The organism is Alcaligenes sp. EGD-AK7, from assembly GCF_000465875.3.
GTDB classification, from domain to species: Bacteria; Pseudomonadota; Gammaproteobacteria; order Burkholderiales; family Burkholderiaceae_B; genus Alcaligenes; species Alcaligenes phenolicus.
In genome coordinates this window covers 171,570-189,457 of record NZ_AVOG02000056.1, presented here as the reverse complement: position 1 = coordinate 189,457, position 17,888 = coordinate 171,570, and the positions used below count along the sequence as shown (strand labels likewise).

The window sequence follows — 17,888 nt, the reverse complement described above, 5'->3', positions numbered from 1 at the left end:
TTTTCTGCTCATTTTTTTTGATGCAAAATTGTTCCGAAAAGCAGCAAAAACACAACAAACGATCCGGCTCCAGCCAACCCCAGATTCGCGCTTAAACCGTAGGCATCCACAGTCTGCCCGCCCAGCCAGGAGCCAAGCGCTATGCCGATATTGAACACAGCCACGTACAACGACGTAGCCACCTCAACAGCATTGGCAGCGGCCTTCATCATCCAGCTCATCAGCCCTACCGACACCCCGCCATACGCCAGGCCCCAAAGCAGCAAAATCGCACCTCCACTCAGCGGTGATCTACCCACTGTCAAGAAAAGCAAAGCAGTGATGCTTAGACCCAACGCTATCGCCATCAAGCTGGCTTCAGTGCGTTTGGCTGCCGACATCCCGATCAGGAAATTGCCCACAATCCCGGCCACTCCATAAGCAAACAACAAGGCTCCTATCCATTGAGCACCTATGCCGGAAACAGACAGCAAAAGAGGACGCACAAAGGTAAATGCGCTGAAATGCCCCGCGACCAGAATCAGGGTCAAGAGCAAACCAAACCATAACTGCCGATTGCCAAACTGCTCGGCGAACTGACGCCATGTGGTCGAGCGCGACACGGACAGGGGCGGAATCACGGCCAGATGGAAGATCAACACCAAAGCGCTCAGCAGCGCCATCCAGCCAGCTCGCCCATCAAGGCGCCCAGTGGCACGCCCAACACAGAAGCGGCGGCAACCCCACCGAAGATGATCGAGGTTGCCAAACCTACAGACCGAGCCGGAACCAGACGGGATGCCAAGCCACCTGCAATGGCCCAGATGCCTCCCATACAAAAACCAACCAGAACACGGGCGGCCAGCATCCAGGCGATGCTGGGAGCCAGGGCGGAGGCTATATTGGCCATCACCAGCAAGGCCAGCAAACCGCACAGAATGCGGCGTCTGTCCACGCCACCAGAGGCCAGCACCACCAGAGGCGCAAACAGGGCTGCCAACAAGGCAGGCAAGGAAATCAGCAAAGCAGCCGTCCCCGTGGAAGTCTGCAAACTGTCTGCAATAGGAGTCAGTAAACCTACGGGCAGCATTTCCGTCGTGACCACGGAAAAAGTGGCTAGGCCAACGGCGATAACGGCCAGCCAGGACTGCCGCTTGCTGGGCTGCCCGGTCATGGATAGAGAAGAGGTATTCATCGCTACATGCTCAAAGAAAGAAGTCTAGACAGCGCAGGAGCGGGCTACTACGGGTGCGCGCAAACTTTGATAGCTGCACAAGGCAAGCAAGACGATCAGGGCAGCGGCATAGAGCGCAACCATAAAGCCGGAACTGGCTCCGCCCTGATCCACCATCCGCCCCGAAGCGGCAGCCCCCATAGCCACACCAATATTCAGACCAGCCAGCAGCCAGGTCATGCCCTCGGTTAATTGCTGCTCCGGCACCACACGCTCGACCAGCGACATGGCCACAATCATGGTGGGGGCGAAAAACAGACCAGCCAGCAAAACCGCCCCTGCCAGCTGTGCCACGCTGGCCACCAGCAATAAAGGCAAGGTCGTGGCGGCGGTAGCCAAACCGCCCAACAGCAGCAGGCGATGCAAAGGGATGTTCAGCTTCAAACCACCAAACACCAGACCTGCTGCGCAAGAACCCAGGGCGTAAGCCGACAGCACCAGGCTGGCCGCCCCCGGCTGCCCCATTTGCTGTGCAAAGGCCACGCTGACAATATCCACGGTGCCCACGATCACGCCCATGGCGACCATCAGCAATGCCAGCAAACGCACACTATTCAGACGCAGGACCGAAGGGCGGCTGCCCTGCTCCTGCGCTTGGATCGGCGGCTCAGTCCCCTTTTGCAACAACAGAGCCGACACACCGGCAATCAGCAGTAGCGCGGCAGCCAGCACACCGGCTTGTGGAAACACCAGGACCGCCAAACCCACCGACAAAGGCGGCCCGGCAATAAAGGTGACTTCATCCAGCACGGTTTCCAGCGAATACGCTGTTTGCAAGCGATCCTGCCCACGATAAATCGCCGTCCAGCGAGCACGCACCATGGCCGACATGCTAGGCATGAAACCGGCCAGCACCGCGCCTGCAAACAAGGTCCAGTCAGGCGCTTGCCACCATGTCGCCCCCAACAAGAGCAACAAGCCCAGAACACTAATGGCTGTTGCTAGCGGCAGAACACGGCTTTGCCCACGCCGGTCCACCCAACGGGACACTTGTGGCGATAGCAGCGCATAGCTCAATACAAAGGAGGCGGAAACCGCCCCCGCCAAGGCATAGCTGCCCCGCAGTTGCGACAGCATGGTGATGATTCCTATCCCTATCATGGGCAGCGGAATCCGGGCCAGCAGCCCGGCCAGGGCGAATCCCCGTGTGCCAGGCGCGGCAAAAAGTTCTCGATAAGGCTGAGCCATTACATTCTCCGTGAGCGCCCGCTTGCCACGACACGGTGATGCGTCGACAATACATACAAGGCGTATGTTTAAAATGATATATACATACGCCACGCATGTAAATATACATTCAGCTCGTATGTAAGGAGAAACTATGGCACGCCGTACCCGCGCCGAGATGGAAGAAACCCGCGCCACGCTGCTGGCCACCGCTCGCACGTTCTTTGCGGAACGTGGCTATGCCGACACATCCATGGACGAGTTGACGGCGCAAGCGGGCCTGACACGTGGTGCGCTCTACCATCATTTCGGTGACAAAAGGGGTTTGCTGGCGGCGGTGGTCGACCAGATCGATGCGGAAATGGACGAGCGCCTGCAGGCTATTTCAAACAATGCCGAGGACGCCTGGGACGGGTTTGTACGCCGCTGCCATGCCTATCTGGAAATGGCGCTGGAACCGGAAATGCAGCGCATTGTCTTGTGTGATGCCAAGGCCGTACTGGGGGGCGCATCACCCGAATCGCATCAGTACTGCGTGGGTTCCATGGAAGGCTTGATTCAGGCACTGATGGATCAAGGTCGGATTGAACAGGCAGATCCCCACGCCCTGGCTTCCCTGATTTACGGCAGTCTGGCCGAAGCCGCCTTCTGGATTGCGCAGGGAGAGGATGGGGATGCCCGCTTGGTAAAAGGGCTGGCTGCACTGGATTTATTACTGCGCGGCTTGCTGATCAAGTCCTGAACGGGCGATGCTGAAAAAGCCAGTGTCCAGGCAAAGAGCGGGCCTGAGATCATCTGCTTCTAGCGGCAGGCAGATCAACAGATCGAATTCTTGTTTACGCGACCTCTTGAGCCGCCAGAAATATACGGTCCTGGCATCTGTGGCGGTAATGAGCCTCTCCTGAAACCAGAACATTCAGGCAGCCAAGCAAAGCTCATACAAACGACAGACATAAAAAAAACCCGCATTGAATGTTGTGCTGACGCTGCTATTACAAGCAGACCAGAAACACTCAGGCGGGTTTTGTATCGATAGCGCCGGGAAGCCCAAGCTTCCCGTTTGACGTCTTACACAGCGACCAACGAGATCTCTGCGATACGCTTGCGCCACTCGGCAGGACCGGTGTTATGCACGGATACGCCTTGCGAGTCCACAGCCACGGTCACGGGCATGTCCTGAACTTCGAACTCGTAAATGGCTTCCATACCCAGGTCCTCAAAAGCCACCACTTTCGCATTGCGAATGGCCTTGGAAACCAGGTACGCGGAACCGCCCACAGCCATCAGGTAAGCCGATTTGTGAGCACGAATCGCTTCAATCGCGGTTGGGCCTCGCTCGGCCTTGCCGATCATGGAAATCAAACCGGTTTTGGCCAGCATCATCTCGGTGAACTTGTCCATGCGAGTGGCGGTGGTCGGGCCTGCTGGACCAACGGCTTCGTCACGCACAGGATCAACCGGGCCCACGTAGTAAATCACGCGGTTGGTGAAGTCCACAGGCAAGGATTCGCCCTTTTCCAGCATGTCCTGAATACGCTTGTGAGCAGCGTCACGGCCAGTCAACATCTTGCCCGACAGCAGCAAGGTCTGGCCCGGCGTCCAGGAAGCCACTTCTTCAGGAGTCAACTCGTCCAGGTTCACCTGGCGGGACTTGTTGTAGTCCGGCGCCCAGTGAATGTCAGGCCAGGCCGACAGCGGTGGAGGTGCCAGCTCGGCGGGGCCATTGCCGTCCAGCGAGAAATGTACGTGACGGGTTGCCGCACAGTTGGGGATCATGGCCACAGGCTTGGACGCCGCGTGAGTCGGGAAGGTGTTGATCTTCACGTCCAGCACGGTCGTCAAACCGCCCAGCCCTTGAGCGCCAATACCCAGAGCATTGACCTTCTCGTACAGCTCGATACGCAGCTCTTCCAGCTTGCTTTGCGGGCCGCGTTGCAGCAGCTCGTACATATCGATGTCTTCCATCAGGGCTTCCTTGGCCATCAGCATGGCTTTTTCAGCCGTACCGCCCACGCCAATACCCAGCATGCCCGGAGGACACCAGCCAGCGCCCATCGTAGGAACCGTCTTGAGCACCCAGTCCACCAGAGAATCGCTGGGGTTGAGCATCACGAACTTGCTCTTGTTTTCCGAACCACCGCCCTTGGCGGCCACTTGAATGTGAACCTGATCCCCAGCGACCAGTTCCACATTCACAATACAGGGTGTGTTATCGCGCGTGTTTTTACGGGTGAACAAGGGGTCGTTCAGGATGGAGGCACGCAGTGGATTATCCGGATTCAGATAACCGCGACGCACCCCCTCGTCACAGAGCTCCTGCAAGGAGCGCTTGGTATCAAAGCGCACACCCATGCCCACTTTCAGGAATACGTTCACCACCCCGGTGTCCTGACAGATGGGGCGATGGCCCTCGGCACACATGCGCGAGTTGGTCAGGATCTGGGCGATGGCATCTTTGGCCGCCGGGTTCTGTTCGCGCTCATAAGCGCGGGCCAGATGTTCCAGATAGTCGGTGGGATGGTAGTAACTGATGAACTGCACCGCATCAGCGATGGACTGAATCAGATCGTCTTCTTTGATCGTGGTCATGGTGGCGTCTATATAAAAAACGGGATGAACAAGGGGAAACTATTTGCCCTGCCAGACAGGCTCGCGCTTCTCGGCAAAAGCCGTCGCGCCTTCCTTGGCGTCTGCAGAGGTAAAAATGCCGGCGATACGGGGGCGCTGCAGATCGAACAGATCCGACTGACGCCAGTCGCGCGACTGGGAAATAATGCTCTTGGCGGTTTGCACGGCCAAAGGACCGTTGGCGGCGATCTGCTCGGCCAGTGCCAGCGCCTGCTCGGTGGCTTTTCCGGGTTCGGCCAGACGGCTGACCAGACCCAGTTCGGCCATGCGGGCTGCAGGGTACATACCACCGGTCAGCACCATTTCCATGGCCATGTGGTAAGGAATACGGCTAGGCAAGCGCACCATGCCGCCCGATCCGGGGACAATGCCGCGTTTCACTTCAGGCAGGCCGAAGTTGGCGCTGTCGGCCGCAACAATCAGGTCGCAGGACAAGGCAATTTCAAAACCACCGGCCAGGCAGTAGCCTTCCACAGCAGCAATCAGAGGTTTGGCAGGTGGACGCTCGCAAATACCGGCAAAGCCGCGGTCGCCTACATAAGGGCGCTGGCCAGTCTTGGCAAAGGCTTTCAAATCCATACCGGCGCAGAAGGTATTGTTGGCCCCTGTCAGCACGCCTACGGCAATGCTGGGGTCGGCATCGAACTCATCCAGAGCCTGGGCCAGCGCCTGCGCGGTTTCCAGGTTGATGGCATTGCGTGCCTCGGGACGGTTCAAAGTAATCAACAACACCTTGCCGATACGTTCAAGCGTGACAAGTTCACTCATGGACCTAGCCTCCTTTAGACTGCCGCCCGAGATTCTGTTTCAAGATCAGGTCAGCAAATAAGCAGTATTTGGACAAACGCATATGATACGTCTAAAAACAACCTGACCGCCCGGTACACAGCGGCCTTGCCCATGGCCCGGACGGCCAAAATAGCCCATTGCGGGCGCTTTTCTGCTGCAAGGGCGCAGTTCACGCTAAAATAGAAAAATTTTGCAGATTCTCGCTTTACTGGCCATTGCTCATGCTCACCTTTCAGCAAATCATACTTACGCTCCAGCAATACTGGGACAAGCACGGATGCGCTCTGCTTCAGCCCTACGATATGGAAGTCGGTGCCGGAACCTCTCATACGGCAACCTTTTTGCGGGCCATCGGCCCTGAACCGTGGCGCGCTGCCTATGTGCAGCCTTCGCGCCGCCCCAAAGACGGGCGTTACGGGGACAACCCCAACCGCCTGCAACACTACTACCAGTTTCAGGTCGTGCTCAAGCCCGCACCTGAAAACATTCTGGACTTGTATATCGGCTCGCTGGAAGCCTTGGGCATCAACCCCAAAGCGCACGACATCCGTTTTGTTGAAGACGACTGGGAAAACCCGACACTGGGCGCCTGGGGTCTGGGCTGGGAAGTCTGGCTCAATGGCATGGAAGTCACCCAGTTCACCTACTTCCAGCAAGTAGGCGGTCTGGACTGCACGCCAACCACGGGCGAGATCACCTACGGTCTGGAGCGTCTGGCCATGTACTTGCAAGGCGTGGAAAGCGTCTACGATCTGGTCTGGACCGAAGGTCACAACGGCCAGCGTATTTATTACCGCGACGTGTTCCACCAGAACGAAGTGGAGCAATCCACCTACAACTTCGAGCACGCCAGCACCGATGTACTGTTTGCGCATTTCAACGACTACGAAGCCGAAGCCAAACGCATCATTGACGTGCCGCTGGCCCTGCCCGCTTACGAGCAAACGCTGAAAGCTGCCCACACCTTCAATATGCTGGATGCCCGCGGCGCCATCAGTGTGACCGAGCGCGCTGCCTATATTGGCCGTATCCGCAATCTGTCCCGCGCTGTCGCACAGGCTTACTACGACTCCCGCGAACGCCTAGGTTTCCCCATGCTGAGCAACAAATCCTCGGAGGCCAAGTAATGAATGCCTCCACGACACAGCCTTTGCTGATTGAACTGTTCACCGAAGAACTGCCCCCCAAAGCGCTGCAACAGCTGGGGCAAGCCTTTAGCGAAGGTCTGCAAAAAATATTGGGCGAGCAAGCCCTGCTGGCCCCGAACTGTGAAGTGCGCGCCTATGCTACGCCTCGCCGTCTGGCTGCCTGGTTCAGCGCTGCGTACCAGCAAGCCGAAGACCAGCCTTATACCGAAAAGCTGATGCCCGCCCATATTGGCCTGGATGCCAATGGTGAGATCGCCCCGGCACTAGCCAAGCGCCTGGCTGCCAAAGGCCTGGAGCATCTGAAGGCCAGCGACCTGCTGCGCGAATCCGATGGCAAGCAGGATTACCTGTACGCCAGCGGCATTGCCACTGGCGCCGCCCTGAAAGACGGGCTGCAAGAAGCTCTGGAATGGTCCATTACGCACCTGCCCATCCCTAAAGTGATGCGCTATCAGTTGGCCGATGGTGTCAGCAGCGTGCGCTTTGTACGCCCTGCTCACGGCCTGGTCGCCCTGTGGGGGTCGGACATCGTTCCCGTCAGCGCCCTGGGCCTGCAAGCCGGTCGCCAGACACACGGTCACCGCTTCATGTGCGATGCCCCCTTCGACATCCGTGATGCCGATAGCTGGGCCGCACAAGTCCAGGAGCAAGGCTGGGTGGTTCCTTCCTTCGAAGTTCGTCGCGAACAGATTCGCACCGACCTGGAAGCTGAGGCCAAACGCCTGAACTCCACCTTGGGCAACGATCCCGAAGTGGAAGCCCTGCTGAACGAAGTCACCGCTCTGGTCGAATACCCCACCGTGTACGTGGGCCAGTTTGACGAGCAATTCCTGCAAGTGCCTTCCGAATGTCTGATTCTGACCATGCGTCTGAATCAAAAGTATTTCCCGCTGTTTGACCCCGCCACACAAAAGCTGACCAATCGCTTCCTGATCGTCAGCAATATGAAGGTGAACGATCCCAGCAACATCATCGAAGGTAACGAGCGTGTGGTCCGCCCCCGTCTGGCGGACGCCCAATTCTTCTTTGAAACCGATCGCAAGCAAACTCTGGCCGAGCGTGTTCCTACGCTGGCCGGTAGCGTGTACCACAACAAGCTGGGTTCGCAGCTGGACCGCATCGAGCGCCTGCAATCCGTGGCTGGCTACATTGCCAAGCAACTGGGCGCGAATGAAGAGCACGCTCGTCGTGCCGCTTTGCTGGCCAAGGCGGACTTGAACTCCAATATGGTGGGCGAATTCCCCGAGCTGCAAGGCGTGATGGGCGCTTACTACGCCCAAGGCGATGGCGAGCCCGAGGACATCGTGCTGGCTATTCGCGAGCAATACCGTCACCGTCTGGACCAGGCTGTCACAGATGCCAGCCTGACCCAAGCCATTCTGTTCCTGGCCGAGCGCGCCGAAGTTCTGGTCGGTATCTGGGGCATTGGTCTGGCTCCAACTGGCGAACGCGACCCCTACGCCCTGCGCCGTGCGGCTCTGGGCCTGATCAGCGCCTACGAACAACTGCAAGCCGGTTCCCAATTGAAGGCCAATAGCCTGAATCTGGATACGCTGCTGAACACCACCGCTTCCTTCTTCAAGGACGGGGTTCTGGCCGATGACACGGTCGATGCGGTTCAGACCTTCATCTACGAGCGTTACCGCAATCAGCTCAGCAACGATTACGAGCGCAGCGTGGTCGATGCCGTGCTGGCCCTGCGTCCACCGCTGGAACAGGTTCACGCCCGCATTCAGGCTTGCGCCTCTTTTGCTCAACGCCCTGAAGCCGAGAGCCTGGCTGCCGCCAACAAGCGCGTCAGCAATCTGCTCAAGAAAGCCGAAGGCGAACTGGCAACTCTGGACGACCAACTGCTGGTCGAGCCCGCCGAGCGTGAGCTGGCTACCAAGATTCAGGAATTGCAGCCCGTTGCCCAGGCCCAGTTTGAAGCCGGTGAATTTGACGCTTCCCTGGCCACGCTGGCCCAGGCCCGTGGTGCCGTGGACAACTTCTTCCAGGACGTCATGGTCATGGCCGAAGACCCTGCCATCCGTGCCAATCGCCTGGCCTTGCTGGCCAAGCTGCATGCACTGATGAACCAGGTTGCGGATCTTTCCAGGCTGGCTAACTAGTGAAACTTGCCATCATTGATCGGGACGGTGTCATCAACCATGACAGCGATGCCTTTATCAAAAGCCCACAAGAGTGGGAGGCTATCCCAGGCAGTCTGGAGGCCTTGGCTCGCCTGACCGAAAACGGCTGGAAGGTGGTCATTGCCACCAACCAGTCCGGTCTGGCGCGTGGTTTGTTTTCCATGACCACGCTCAATGCCATCCATGCCAAGATGCGCCGTGAATTGGCCTTGCTGGGTGGCTTTATCGATGCCATCTTTATTTGCCCGCACGGCCCGGATGATGGCTGCACCTGTCGCAAACCGGCCCCCGGCATGTTTCGCGACATTGCACATCGCTATGAAGTGAACCTGCAAACCGTACCCTCGGTGGGCGATTCCTTGCGCGATCTGCAAGCGGCCAGCCAAGCCGGTTGTGCCCCCTGGTTGGTCCAGACCGGCAAAGGCATGCGTACCCTAGAGAAAGGCGGCTTGCCCGAAGGCACGCGCGTCGAGGCCGATCTGGCCGCTGTTGTCGACAAATGGCTCCACGGAAACTGATATGGGCATTATCCGCGCATCACTCTATCAACTCTTTTTGTTGATTACCGTTATCCCCTACGCCTTTGCCTGCCTGATTATTGCGCCACTGCCCCTGGATATACGCTATCGCTTTACCACTGGCTGGCCACGTCTGGCTGTCTGGGGTGCGCGCACGATCCTGGGCATACGCTGGCAGACCAAGGGCTGGGAAAACCTGCCCGATGGCAAGGCCATCATCCTGTCCAAGCACCAGTCGGCCTGGGAAACGCTGTTCTTTCCTTCTTACATGCCGCGTCAGGTGTGCTTTGTGTACAAGCGTGAACTGCACAAAGTCCCTTTCTTTGGTTGGGGGCTGGCTTTGCTGCGCATGATTCCTATTGATCGTGCCAAAGGCCGGGATGCCTTTGAACAGGTCATCAAGATCGGGCAGCAGCGCATTGACGAAGGCCGCTGGCCCTTGTTGTTTCCCGAAGGCACCCGTACCGCCCCAGGCTCTACCGGCCGCTACAAGATGGGTGGCGCCTTGCTGGCCAGCCGTACTGGCACGCCCATTATTCCCGTAGCGCATAATGCGGGCGAATGCTGGCGTCGCAATGCCTTTATCAAGACGCCGGGCTTGGTTACTATCTCCTTTGGTCCTCCCATTGATCCTGCCGGGCTGACCCCTGAAGAAGTAAACCAACGCGTACAGACATGGATTGAAACCGAAATGCGCGTCTTGAATCCGGAACGCTATGACGGTCCCCCCACAACTGGCTCTGTTTCCTGACACGGCCTTTCCCCACCCGGCGCAGCGGCAAGAAAAGCCGCCCGCCGGTTCTGCTCTGCCCCCCAAAAGTGCCCTGACTGTCCGGCCCGAAAGCTTGCCGGAAGGTGTGCAATGGCAGCAGGTGGAGCTGGATGGCCACACCATTGGCTATCAGCTCAAACGCTCCCGCCGCCGGACTCTGGGGTTGACCATTAACGACAGTGGCCTGACCGTTGCCCTGCCCTCCTGGGTCAAGATCAGTCAGGCCGAGCAGGTGCTGCACAGCAAAAGCGCCTGGATACTGCGCAAGCTGCGCGAATACCAGCAGCGTCGTGAACAACTGGCCTTGCAAAGCCTGCAATGGGTCGATGGCGACACCCTGCCCTTTATGGGCGAGCCCATCCGCCTTAGCCTGAACCCGCAGATTCAGCAGGTACATTTCGACGGACGAGCCGGTCAGGTTCAAGGAGGTCAACGCCTGTCCCTACCCCTACCCGTCGATGCCGAACCACAACGTGTTCAGGAACTGACCCAGGCCTGGCTGCAAAAACAGGCCAAGCAGTGGTTTGAGCAGCGGCTGCAACATTATTTGAACCTGTCGGGCTTGAGTGCCAGCAAATTGCGACTGGCGGCCCCCGCCAAACGCTGGGGCTCCTGCAACAGTGACGGCATCATCATGCTGAACTGGCGCCTGATACACTTTCACCCATCTATCATTGATTACGTCGTCGCTCACGAGGTCGCGCATCTGCAAGAGATGAATCACGGCCCACGTTTCTGGGCCTTGGTCGAAACGCTCTACCCTGATTTTGTCAATGCGCGCAATCAGTTACGACAATATGATCCAGGCACCCTGCCCCTGCTTTAAGGCAGGTTGAACTCTAGGAGCTCTACCTTATGCGTATCCTGCACACCATGCTGCGTGTCGGCAATCTGGACCGTTCTCTGGCCTTTTACACCGAAGTGCTGGGCATGAAATTGCTGCGCCAGTCCGACTACCCGGACGGCCGCTTCACCCTGGCTTTTGTTGGCTATCAGGACGAGTCCGAAGCCGCCGTATTGGAGCTGACCCACAACTGGGACACCCCCTCCTACGATCTGGGCGACGGCTATGGCCACATTGCACTGGAAGTGCCTGATGCCTACAAAGCCTGTAAGGACATCAAGGCTCGTGGCGGCAAAGTCGTACGCGAAGCCGGCCCCATGAAGCACGGCACCACTGTGATCGCCTTTGTGGAAGACCCGGACGGCTACAAGATTGAACTGATCCAGGCCAAAGGGCGCGTGGATTAAAGCAAACAGAACCGGCCTTAACTGGCCGGTTTTTTTATGCACCCCTGATGATTCAACTTGGCACAAAGGTGCCTGAATCATATTTTGCGACTATTTGTGCCGCTACCCTTACATACCGTAGCCGCTAAAACCCGCCTGTATTCTGCGACAATCTAGCTTGGCTTTTCACTGCCCTGTTTTCTGCCAACACTATGCTCAATACTCTTTGGCTGTTTTTCTTCCTGATTGCCGCCGTCAGCGGGTTTTACCAGTGGCTGGTCGGGGGAAATAGCGAAATTTTTGCGCAGATGGTGCGCAGCCTGTTCGATATGGCCGCCCTGTCCGTGCAACTGATGCTGCTGCTTTTTGGCACGCTCACCCTGTGGTTGGGTTTCTTGAAGATTGCCGAGAAGGCCGGGCTGATCGACACCCTGGCCCGCTGGCTAGGCCCCTTGTTCAGCCGCCTGATGCCCGGCGTGCCTGCCGCTCACCCCGCTCTGGGGCTGATCACTCTGAACTTCGCGGCCAATGGCCTGGGTCTGGACAATGCCGCCACGCCCATCGGCTTGCGGGCCATGAAATCGCTGCAAACGCTGAACCCGCATCCGGACACGGCCACCAACGCCCAGATCCTGTTTCTGGTGCTGAATGCCTCGTCGCTGACGCTGATCCCCATCAGCATCTTCATGTACCGGGCTCAACAAGGTGCACCCGATCCTACAATGGTGTTCCTGCCCATTCTGCTGGCCACCACCGCCTCTTCCCTGGCGGGCTTGCTCAGCGTTGCCCTGGTTCAGCGCCTGCGTTTATTTGATCCCGTTCTGATGCTGTGGTTCGGCGTTTTTGCGCTGATCCTGGGCTCTTTCATGGCCTTGCTGGCAACACTCAGTGCGGCAGCCATCCAGTCGCTGTCCTCTCTGATGGGCAACCTGACCTTGCTGTCCATCATCTGGCTTTTCCTGCTGATGGGCTGGCGACGCAAGATTCCTCTGTATGAGGCCTTTGTAGAAGGTGCTAAAGAAGGCTTTGGCGTCGCCAGGGATCTGTTGCCCTATCTGGTGGCCATGCTGTGCGCTGTGGGCGTGCTACGCAGCTCTGGCGCTCTGGATATCGTGCTGGACGTGATCCGCTGGCTGGTGAACCTGACCGGACTGGATACGCGTTTTATTGATGCCTTGCCTACAGCTCTGGTCAAACCCTTTTCAGCCGGTGCCGCTCGTGCCCTGTTGATTGAAACCATGCAGCATCACGGCGTGGACAGCTTCCCGGCCCTGCTGGGTGCGACCGTGCAGGGCAGCACAGAGACAACTTTCTATGTGCTGGCGGTCTACTTTGGTGCGGTCGGCATCCAACGTGCCCGCCACGCGGTTTCCTGCGCCTTGATTGCTGATCTGGCAGGCGTACTGGCCTCGATTGCGGTCTGCTATTGGTTCTTTGGCTAGGAGCCAGGGCTCTGCATGAGGGCAGGAAACTCTGCCACTGCAGACTCAACCAGGAATGGCCGATCATTCCGTATGGCCTCAACGGTGTCCCTCATAAAAAAACACCCCAAAACGGAATCTATATCCTGTTTTGGGGTGTCGTTCATTATGGAGTTTTGTCTATCAGGCGGCTTGGATAACGCCCTTATCCATCAGGTGATCGGCCAGGGCAATGTACTGTGCCAGGGACAAATCAGCCGGACGGCTGGTAGGTGCAATTTCCAGCGCCTCCCAGTCGATATGAGCCGTCCAGTCACCCAGGCCACCGCGCAACATCTTGCGTTTTTGCGAGAAGGCCCGCGCCACAACCTGACTGAATACACGCGCATCACGCGCCTGGGGACGATCTGCCGCCAAAGGCACCATACGCACGACTGCCGACACAACACGCGGTGGTGGGTTGAATGCCTCGGGCGGCACTTCAAACAACTTCACCATGCGATAGCGTGCCTGCAGCATCACCGACAGGCGGCTGTAGTCTGAAGAGCCGGATTTGGCGACCATGCGATCAATCACTTCGCGTTGCAGCATGAAGTGCTGATCCACCACGGCATCGGCATAGTCCAGCAAATGAAAGAGCAAGGGGCTGGAGATGTTGTACGGCAGATTACCCACAATACGCAGATTCGGGCCTAAAGCACCGAAGTCCACACTCAAGGCATCAGCCTCAATGATTTCCAGCTTGCTGGGCGAATAGTGATTACGCAGACGGGCAGCCAGATCACGGTCAATCTCGACCACACGCAAACGCTCCAGCGCCTGCGTCAGCGGTCGGGTCAGGGCCGAGAGGCCCGGACCAATTTCCACCATATTATCGACAGGCCGAGGGCCAATCGCACGGATGATCTGGTCGATGATGGCCTCATCTTCCAGAAAGTTCTGTCCAAAGCGCTTGCGCGCCTGATGCTGGGCCATACTTATCCTTAGCGACGGCGGGTGCTGGACTCGGGGTCCAAACGGTTATCAATGTAAGCGCGGCCGCGCAGGCTGTTCAGCCAGTCCTCGAAAGCTGGCTCGGCACGCTGCTGGAACAGAGCCTGACGGGCCTGCATGCGCTTGTACTCACCTTCCATATTGCGGGTACGGCGCTCGATCACCTGGATCAGGTGCCAGCCAAACTGGGACTCCACCACGGCGGTATCGTTGCCGGGTTGCAGCTTGTCCATGGCTTGCTCGAACGGAGGCACTGTCTCACCAGGCGAGAGCCAACCCAAATCACCACCTTGTGGTGCGCTGCTGTCTTCCGAGTAACGCTTGGCCAGATCCTGGAAGGACTCGCCATTGCGCAAACGCACTTGCAGTTGCTCAATGCGCTGACGAGCCTGCTCGGAAGTCATAACCTTGGACAGCTTGACCAGAATATGGCGAGCATGAGTCTGGGTCACCATCATGGGACCGGACTGCGCCGATGCCGCACTGGGCACAGGCGAAGTATTGCCAGGCGCAGCACCGCCTCGCTCCAGCACCTTCAGAATATGGAAACCTTGACCACTGCGAATCAGGTCGGAAACCTGGCCGGGGGCCAGGTTATGGACAGCTTGTGCAAATAAGTCAGGCCAGTCGGACAAGGAACGAGTTCCCAACGCACCACCGCTCAGAGCCTCTTGACCATCCGAGTTGGAGGCAGCCAAACCGGCAAAGTCTGCGCCGGAACGAACCTGGGCCAGCAGGCCCTCTGCTTTGGTCCGCAAACGCGCTTCTTCGCTGGAGTTCGCGCCTTCAGGCACTCGCACCAGGATCTGCGCCAGACTGACAGGTGCATTTTGCGCCTGTGCCGCCGATTGCCCCAAATTGCCCAAACCTGCGCCACCTTGAGAGCGCAGGTAAATATCAATGTCGGCGTCCGTAATATTGATGCTGCTGTCGACCGCACGCATGCGCAACTGATCCAGCAGGATTTCCTGCTTCAGATTGGCACGGTACTGCTCCCAGCTAATGCCATTCTTTTCAATCTCGGCTCGCAACTGGGCTTCGGTCATATTGTTGCGCGAAGCAATCATGCGCACACCTTCATCCACTTGCTGTGGACCGACTGAAATCCCCATGGCGCGAGCTTCCTGCTGCTCCAGGCGCTCATTGATCAGCCGTTGCAAAACCTGTTTGCGCAAGATGTCATGATCAGGAGCAGGAATTTTCTGCTGCTTTAACTGTTCCAGCACCTGTGCGGCTTCCAGATCAACCTGACGCAGGGTAATCACCTCGTCATTGACCACGGCAGCAATGCCATCCACAAACTGGGAGGAAGCAGCGGGTGCCGCCTTGGCTGCAGCGGGCTTGGACTGCGCCTGAGCCATTTGAGCCGTGCCCAGCCCCATGACGGCCATCAAAGCCAATGACAGGGTACGGTTTTTCAAGCTGAAACGCATATTATTCATACCTCTCATGAATCATTTTTTCCTGTACGGGATTGGTGACGGGTTCATAGCCAATCACACGGTCACGCAGCATTTTGATAGGGTCGTTGCCAATTCCGCCCAAACCGGATAGCTCCAGCTGGAAGAACAGGGCCTTATTGGTTTCCCTGGCCGAAACCGCATAGCGTTGCATCACCACACGAGCCGCCCAACAACAGTCGCCTTTATACTCCAGCCCCAGCACCGTTTGCGTGCCACGGCTTTCCTGGATGGAATAATCGTAACGTCCCACAGCGTACACCTTGTTGCTCAACGGCCATTGGCCCGTCATGGAGACGTATTCCTTGCCACGATGATCTTCATCAGTCGGCGTGAAGTTGGGGTCAACGACTTGACGGGGGTCACGCTCATAACGATAGTTCACACCCAGTGTTGCCAGGCGTTTAGGACGCCAACGAATACCGGAGGCCAGACGGTTGCGGCGTTTTTCGTCTGGATTGAACTGCGCATCGAAGTTGACCGAGAACGTATTGGTCAAAGCCGCACTGGCACCGACCAGATAGTCTGAGCGGGTGCTGGTACGCGCTTTTTCAGCGCCCAGTGTTACGGTTTGCTTATCAAAATACAAGCGCTGAGCAGCCTGCAGAACCAGACGCTCATAGCCCGTGTCAGCATCCAGCCAGCGGGACGTCAGGCCGACGGTGACCTGGTTTGCATTGGAGATACGGTCCCAACCACCGGAGAAAATGTTTTCACTGAAAGCCTGGGCAAAGTTGAAACTGGCCAGACTGGTGTCGTACAAGGGCAGCGAGGATTGGTCGCGATAAGGCACGTACAGATAGTAAACACGCGGCTCCAGGGTTTGAATGGAGTCGTTGCCAAACAAGGTGGTGTCACGCTCGAAGGTCATGCCGGTATCCAGGGACAGGATAGGCAAAACACGACTTTGCGTACGGGCCCGGTCCGCGAAACGCGCCATATTAGGATCACCCACATACCAGTCTGTCTGGTACTGGCTCATGTGCAGGCCCGCTTTGGGCGTGATGTACCAGCCTGGGCGAACGATAGGATAAGCCACCGTTGTGTAGGACGAGAAACGCGTACCATCTGGAGCCAGACGGGTACTGCGCATGCTGTCAAATTCGCTTAGATTGCCACTGTAAAACGGCAAACGGAAACGGGTTGCGTAGTTATCGCTGACTACATCAAAGCCACCCCAGTTATAACGGGATGCACCCAAATACCACTCAGGCAATTTGTCGTACTGTGGCTGACGATATCCAGTAGAAGAATCCTGCAGGGTCTGATACCGCGTCGCACTGACGTGAGAGCGGAAATACTTGGAACCACCCCAACCCAGAGTCACCGTGCTGGCCAGATCCTGAATGGTGGAATCGTTCAATCCAAAACTGCTGAAGTCACGGAAATAATCATCATCCGAGACACGGCGGATATCCGCATTCAAATAGAAACTGGCAGGCAGGCTCTGGCGATATTGCCCCATGAACAACCAGCGTTTATAACCCAGCTCCTTGTCATCAGGCAGGTAGTTACCGGTCAGCTCTCCGGAGAAGCTGTCACCCAGGTAACGGAACTCCCCACCCAGCATGGCACCGCGCTTGCCCATGAAACGTGGCGTCAGGGTGGCGTCGTAATTAGGGGCCAGATTCAGGTAATACGGCACGCTCAGGTCTACACCACCCCGCGTCGTCATGCCGTAAGTAGGCAAAAGGAAACCGGACTTGCGCTCTTTACGGAGCGGAAAGGTCAGGTAGGGAGAATACAACAGGGGCATACCCTTGAAGTACAAGACGCCATTACGCGCCACCCCTTCGTTTTCCTTGGAATACAGATCAACCTTGGGCGACTGGATATACCAGGCAGGCTCAGGACATGGACAACCCGAGTAATTCACATCGGATAGCCGCATATGGTTGGAACTGAGAATATCAGCCTGCGTCGCGGTACCGCTACCGCCGGTGGCCCCCAGCCAGAACTCCGGGGACGACATGCGCCCTGTATCCGCGTCCAGGTTGTAATCAAACTCCGGGCTGCGCACCAGGGCCCCATCACGCATGATCAGGCCGTTGCCACGTACTTCCACCTGGCCGGTTTTTTCCTGATAGTCGATCCGGTCGCCTTTGACGACAGAATCAATGCGCCGGACCTGGGCACCGCCTTCCAGACGCAAGGTGCCATCTTCCAGTGTTTTCATCTGGTCGCCTATCAGATAGACGGCCATATCCTCTTCCTGGAGCTTGCGCACTTGCAAACCGGGGGACGTCTTTAAAGACGGACGCACGGACGACTGAGCCTGGGCGACCCCCATGCCTGTCATCATCAACACGATATACCACGCCGCAACTCGCACTAAGACTGCGCCTCCAGTTGTGTCCTGCATTTATGTCCTGCATTTGTTCCACCAGAGACGAAAAACCCTGGCGACCCGGTATTAT

General features: G+C 57.6%; 17 protein-coding genes. 8 read left to right on the top strand and 9 right to left on the bottom strand.

Annotated elements, in window-relative coordinates:
• Window positions 1-8: 8 nt before the first annotated feature.
• Genes N879_RS20815 through N879_RS16540 form a run of 3 tightly spaced genes read right to left on the bottom strand, consistent with a single transcriptional unit; the run spans window position 9 to window position 2,401 of the window.
• Complete coding sequence (locus tag N879_RS20815; protein ID WP_022983472.1) at window positions 9-662, bottom strand: MFS transporter; 654 nt, start codon at window positions 660-662, stop codon at window positions 9-11.
• Window positions 650-1,174 carry an MFS transporter gene (locus N879_RS20810; RefSeq protein ID WP_022983471.1) on the bottom strand — a complete coding sequence of 175 codons (525 nt, stop codon included), beginning with the start codon at window positions 1,172-1,174 and terminating at the stop codon, window positions 650-652. Before N879_RS20810 ends, N879_RS20815 begins: the two co-directional genes overlap by 13 nt.
• A gap of 24 nt (window positions 1,175-1,198) precedes the next feature.
• A complete protein-coding gene (locus N879_RS16540; protein WP_022983470.1) occupies window positions 1,199-2,401 on the bottom strand; it encodes an MFS transporter in 1,203 nt (400 codons plus the stop codon).
• A gap of 133 nt (window positions 2,402-2,534) precedes the next feature.
• Between N879_RS16540 and N879_RS16535 the strand changes: the two genes are divergently transcribed.
• Complete coding sequence (locus tag N879_RS16535) at window positions 2,535-3,122, top strand: TetR/AcrR family transcriptional regulator (protein WP_009461272.1); 588 nt, start codon at window positions 2,535-2,537, stop codon at window positions 3,120-3,122.
• A 326-nt stretch (window positions 3,123-3,448) separates the two neighbouring features.
• Here the strand turns inward: N879_RS16535 and N879_RS16525 are convergent, their stop codons facing one another.
• From N879_RS16525 to N879_RS20680, 3 genes are read right to left on the bottom strand one after another with little or no spacing between them, the layout of a single operon-like run.
• Window positions 3,449-4,969: a fumarate hydratase gene (locus N879_RS16525; protein WP_022983469.1), complete on the bottom strand. Its 1,521-nt coding sequence runs from the start codon at window positions 4,967-4,969 to the stop codon at window positions 3,449-3,451.
• Between the two features lie 39 nt (window positions 4,970-5,008).
• Window positions 5,009-5,776, bottom strand: a complete 768-nt coding sequence (locus tag N879_RS16520; RefSeq protein ID WP_022983468.1) for a crotonase/enoyl-CoA hydratase family protein — start codon at window positions 5,774-5,776, stop codon at window positions 5,009-5,011.
• Between the two features lie 50 nt (window positions 5,777-5,826).
• Window positions 5,827-6,072, bottom strand: a complete 246-nt coding sequence (locus N879_RS20680; RefSeq protein ID WP_162089543.1) for a hypothetical protein — start codon at window positions 6,070-6,072, stop codon at window positions 5,827-5,829.
• On the opposite strand from N879_RS20680, the gene glyQ reads away from it, so the two are divergent.
• From glyQ to N879_RS16485, 7 genes are all read left to right on the top strand, one after another.
• Window positions 6,019-6,924 (top strand): glycine--tRNA ligase subunit alpha, encoded by a 906-nt coding sequence (gene glyQ / locus N879_RS16515; RefSeq protein WP_026485201.1) that lies wholly within the window; start codon window positions 6,019-6,021, stop codon window positions 6,922-6,924. The genes N879_RS20680 and glyQ overlap by 54 nt on opposite strands.
• The gene (gene glyS / locus N879_RS16510; RefSeq protein ID WP_009454971.1) at window positions 6,924-9,056 is read left to right on the top strand and encodes a glycine--tRNA ligase subunit beta; all 2,133 of its coding nucleotides are present in this window, start codon (window positions 6,924-6,926) and stop codon (window positions 9,054-9,056) included. Before glyQ ends, glyS begins: the two co-directional genes overlap by 1 nt.
• A complete protein-coding gene (gmhB, locus tag N879_RS16505; RefSeq protein WP_009454972.1) occupies window positions 9,056-9,595 on the top strand; it encodes a D-glycero-beta-D-manno-heptose 1,7-bisphosphate 7-phosphatase in 540 nt (179 codons plus the stop codon). Before glyS ends, gmhB begins: the two co-directional genes overlap by 1 nt.
• 1 nt (window position 9,596) lies before the next feature.
• On the top strand, window positions 9,597-10,346 hold the full coding sequence (locus N879_RS16500) for a lysophospholipid acyltransferase family protein (RefSeq protein WP_009454973.1): 750 nt from the start codon (window positions 9,597-9,599) through the stop codon (window positions 10,344-10,346).
• Complete coding sequence (locus tag N879_RS16495) at window positions 10,312-11,193, top strand: M48 family metallopeptidase (protein ID WP_009454974.1); 882 nt, start codon at window positions 10,312-10,314, stop codon at window positions 11,191-11,193. The genes N879_RS16500 and N879_RS16495 overlap by 35 nt, the downstream gene beginning before the upstream one ends.
• Window positions 11,194-11,222: 29 nt before the next feature.
• Window positions 11,223-11,618 carry a lactoylglutathione lyase gene (gloA, locus tag N879_RS16490; protein WP_009454976.1) on the top strand — a complete coding sequence of 132 codons (396 nt, stop codon included), beginning with the start codon at window positions 11,223-11,225 and terminating at the stop codon, window positions 11,616-11,618.
• Between the two features lie 191 nt (window positions 11,619-11,809).
• Entirely contained in the window at window positions 11,810-13,039 is a 1,230-nt protein-coding gene (locus N879_RS16485; RefSeq protein ID WP_009454978.1) for a nucleoside recognition domain-containing protein, read from the top strand.
• Between the two features lie 162 nt (window positions 13,040-13,201).
• Here the strand turns inward: N879_RS16485 and rsmA are convergent, their stop codons facing one another.
• The 3 genes from rsmA to N879_RS16470 are packed head-to-tail and all read right to left on the bottom strand — an operon-like array spanning window position 13,202 to window position 17,803.
• Entirely contained in the window at window positions 13,202-13,993 is a 792-nt protein-coding gene (gene rsmA / locus N879_RS16480; RefSeq protein ID WP_009454985.1) for a 16S rRNA (adenine(1518)-N(6)/adenine(1519)-N(6))-dimethyltransferase RsmA, read from the bottom strand.
• An 8-nt stretch (window positions 13,994-14,001) separates the two neighbouring features.
• The gene (locus N879_RS16475) at window positions 14,002-15,453 is read right to left on the bottom strand and encodes a peptidylprolyl isomerase (RefSeq protein ID WP_009454990.1); all 1,452 of its coding nucleotides are present in this window, start codon (window positions 15,451-15,453) and stop codon (window positions 14,002-14,004) included.
• Window positions 15,446-17,803, bottom strand: a complete 2,358-nt coding sequence (locus N879_RS16470; RefSeq protein ID WP_235484327.1) for an LPS-assembly protein LptD — start codon at window positions 17,801-17,803, stop codon at window positions 15,446-15,448. The genes N879_RS16475 and N879_RS16470 overlap by 8 nt, the downstream gene beginning before the upstream one ends.
• Window positions 17,804-17,888: the final 85 nt, after the last annotated feature.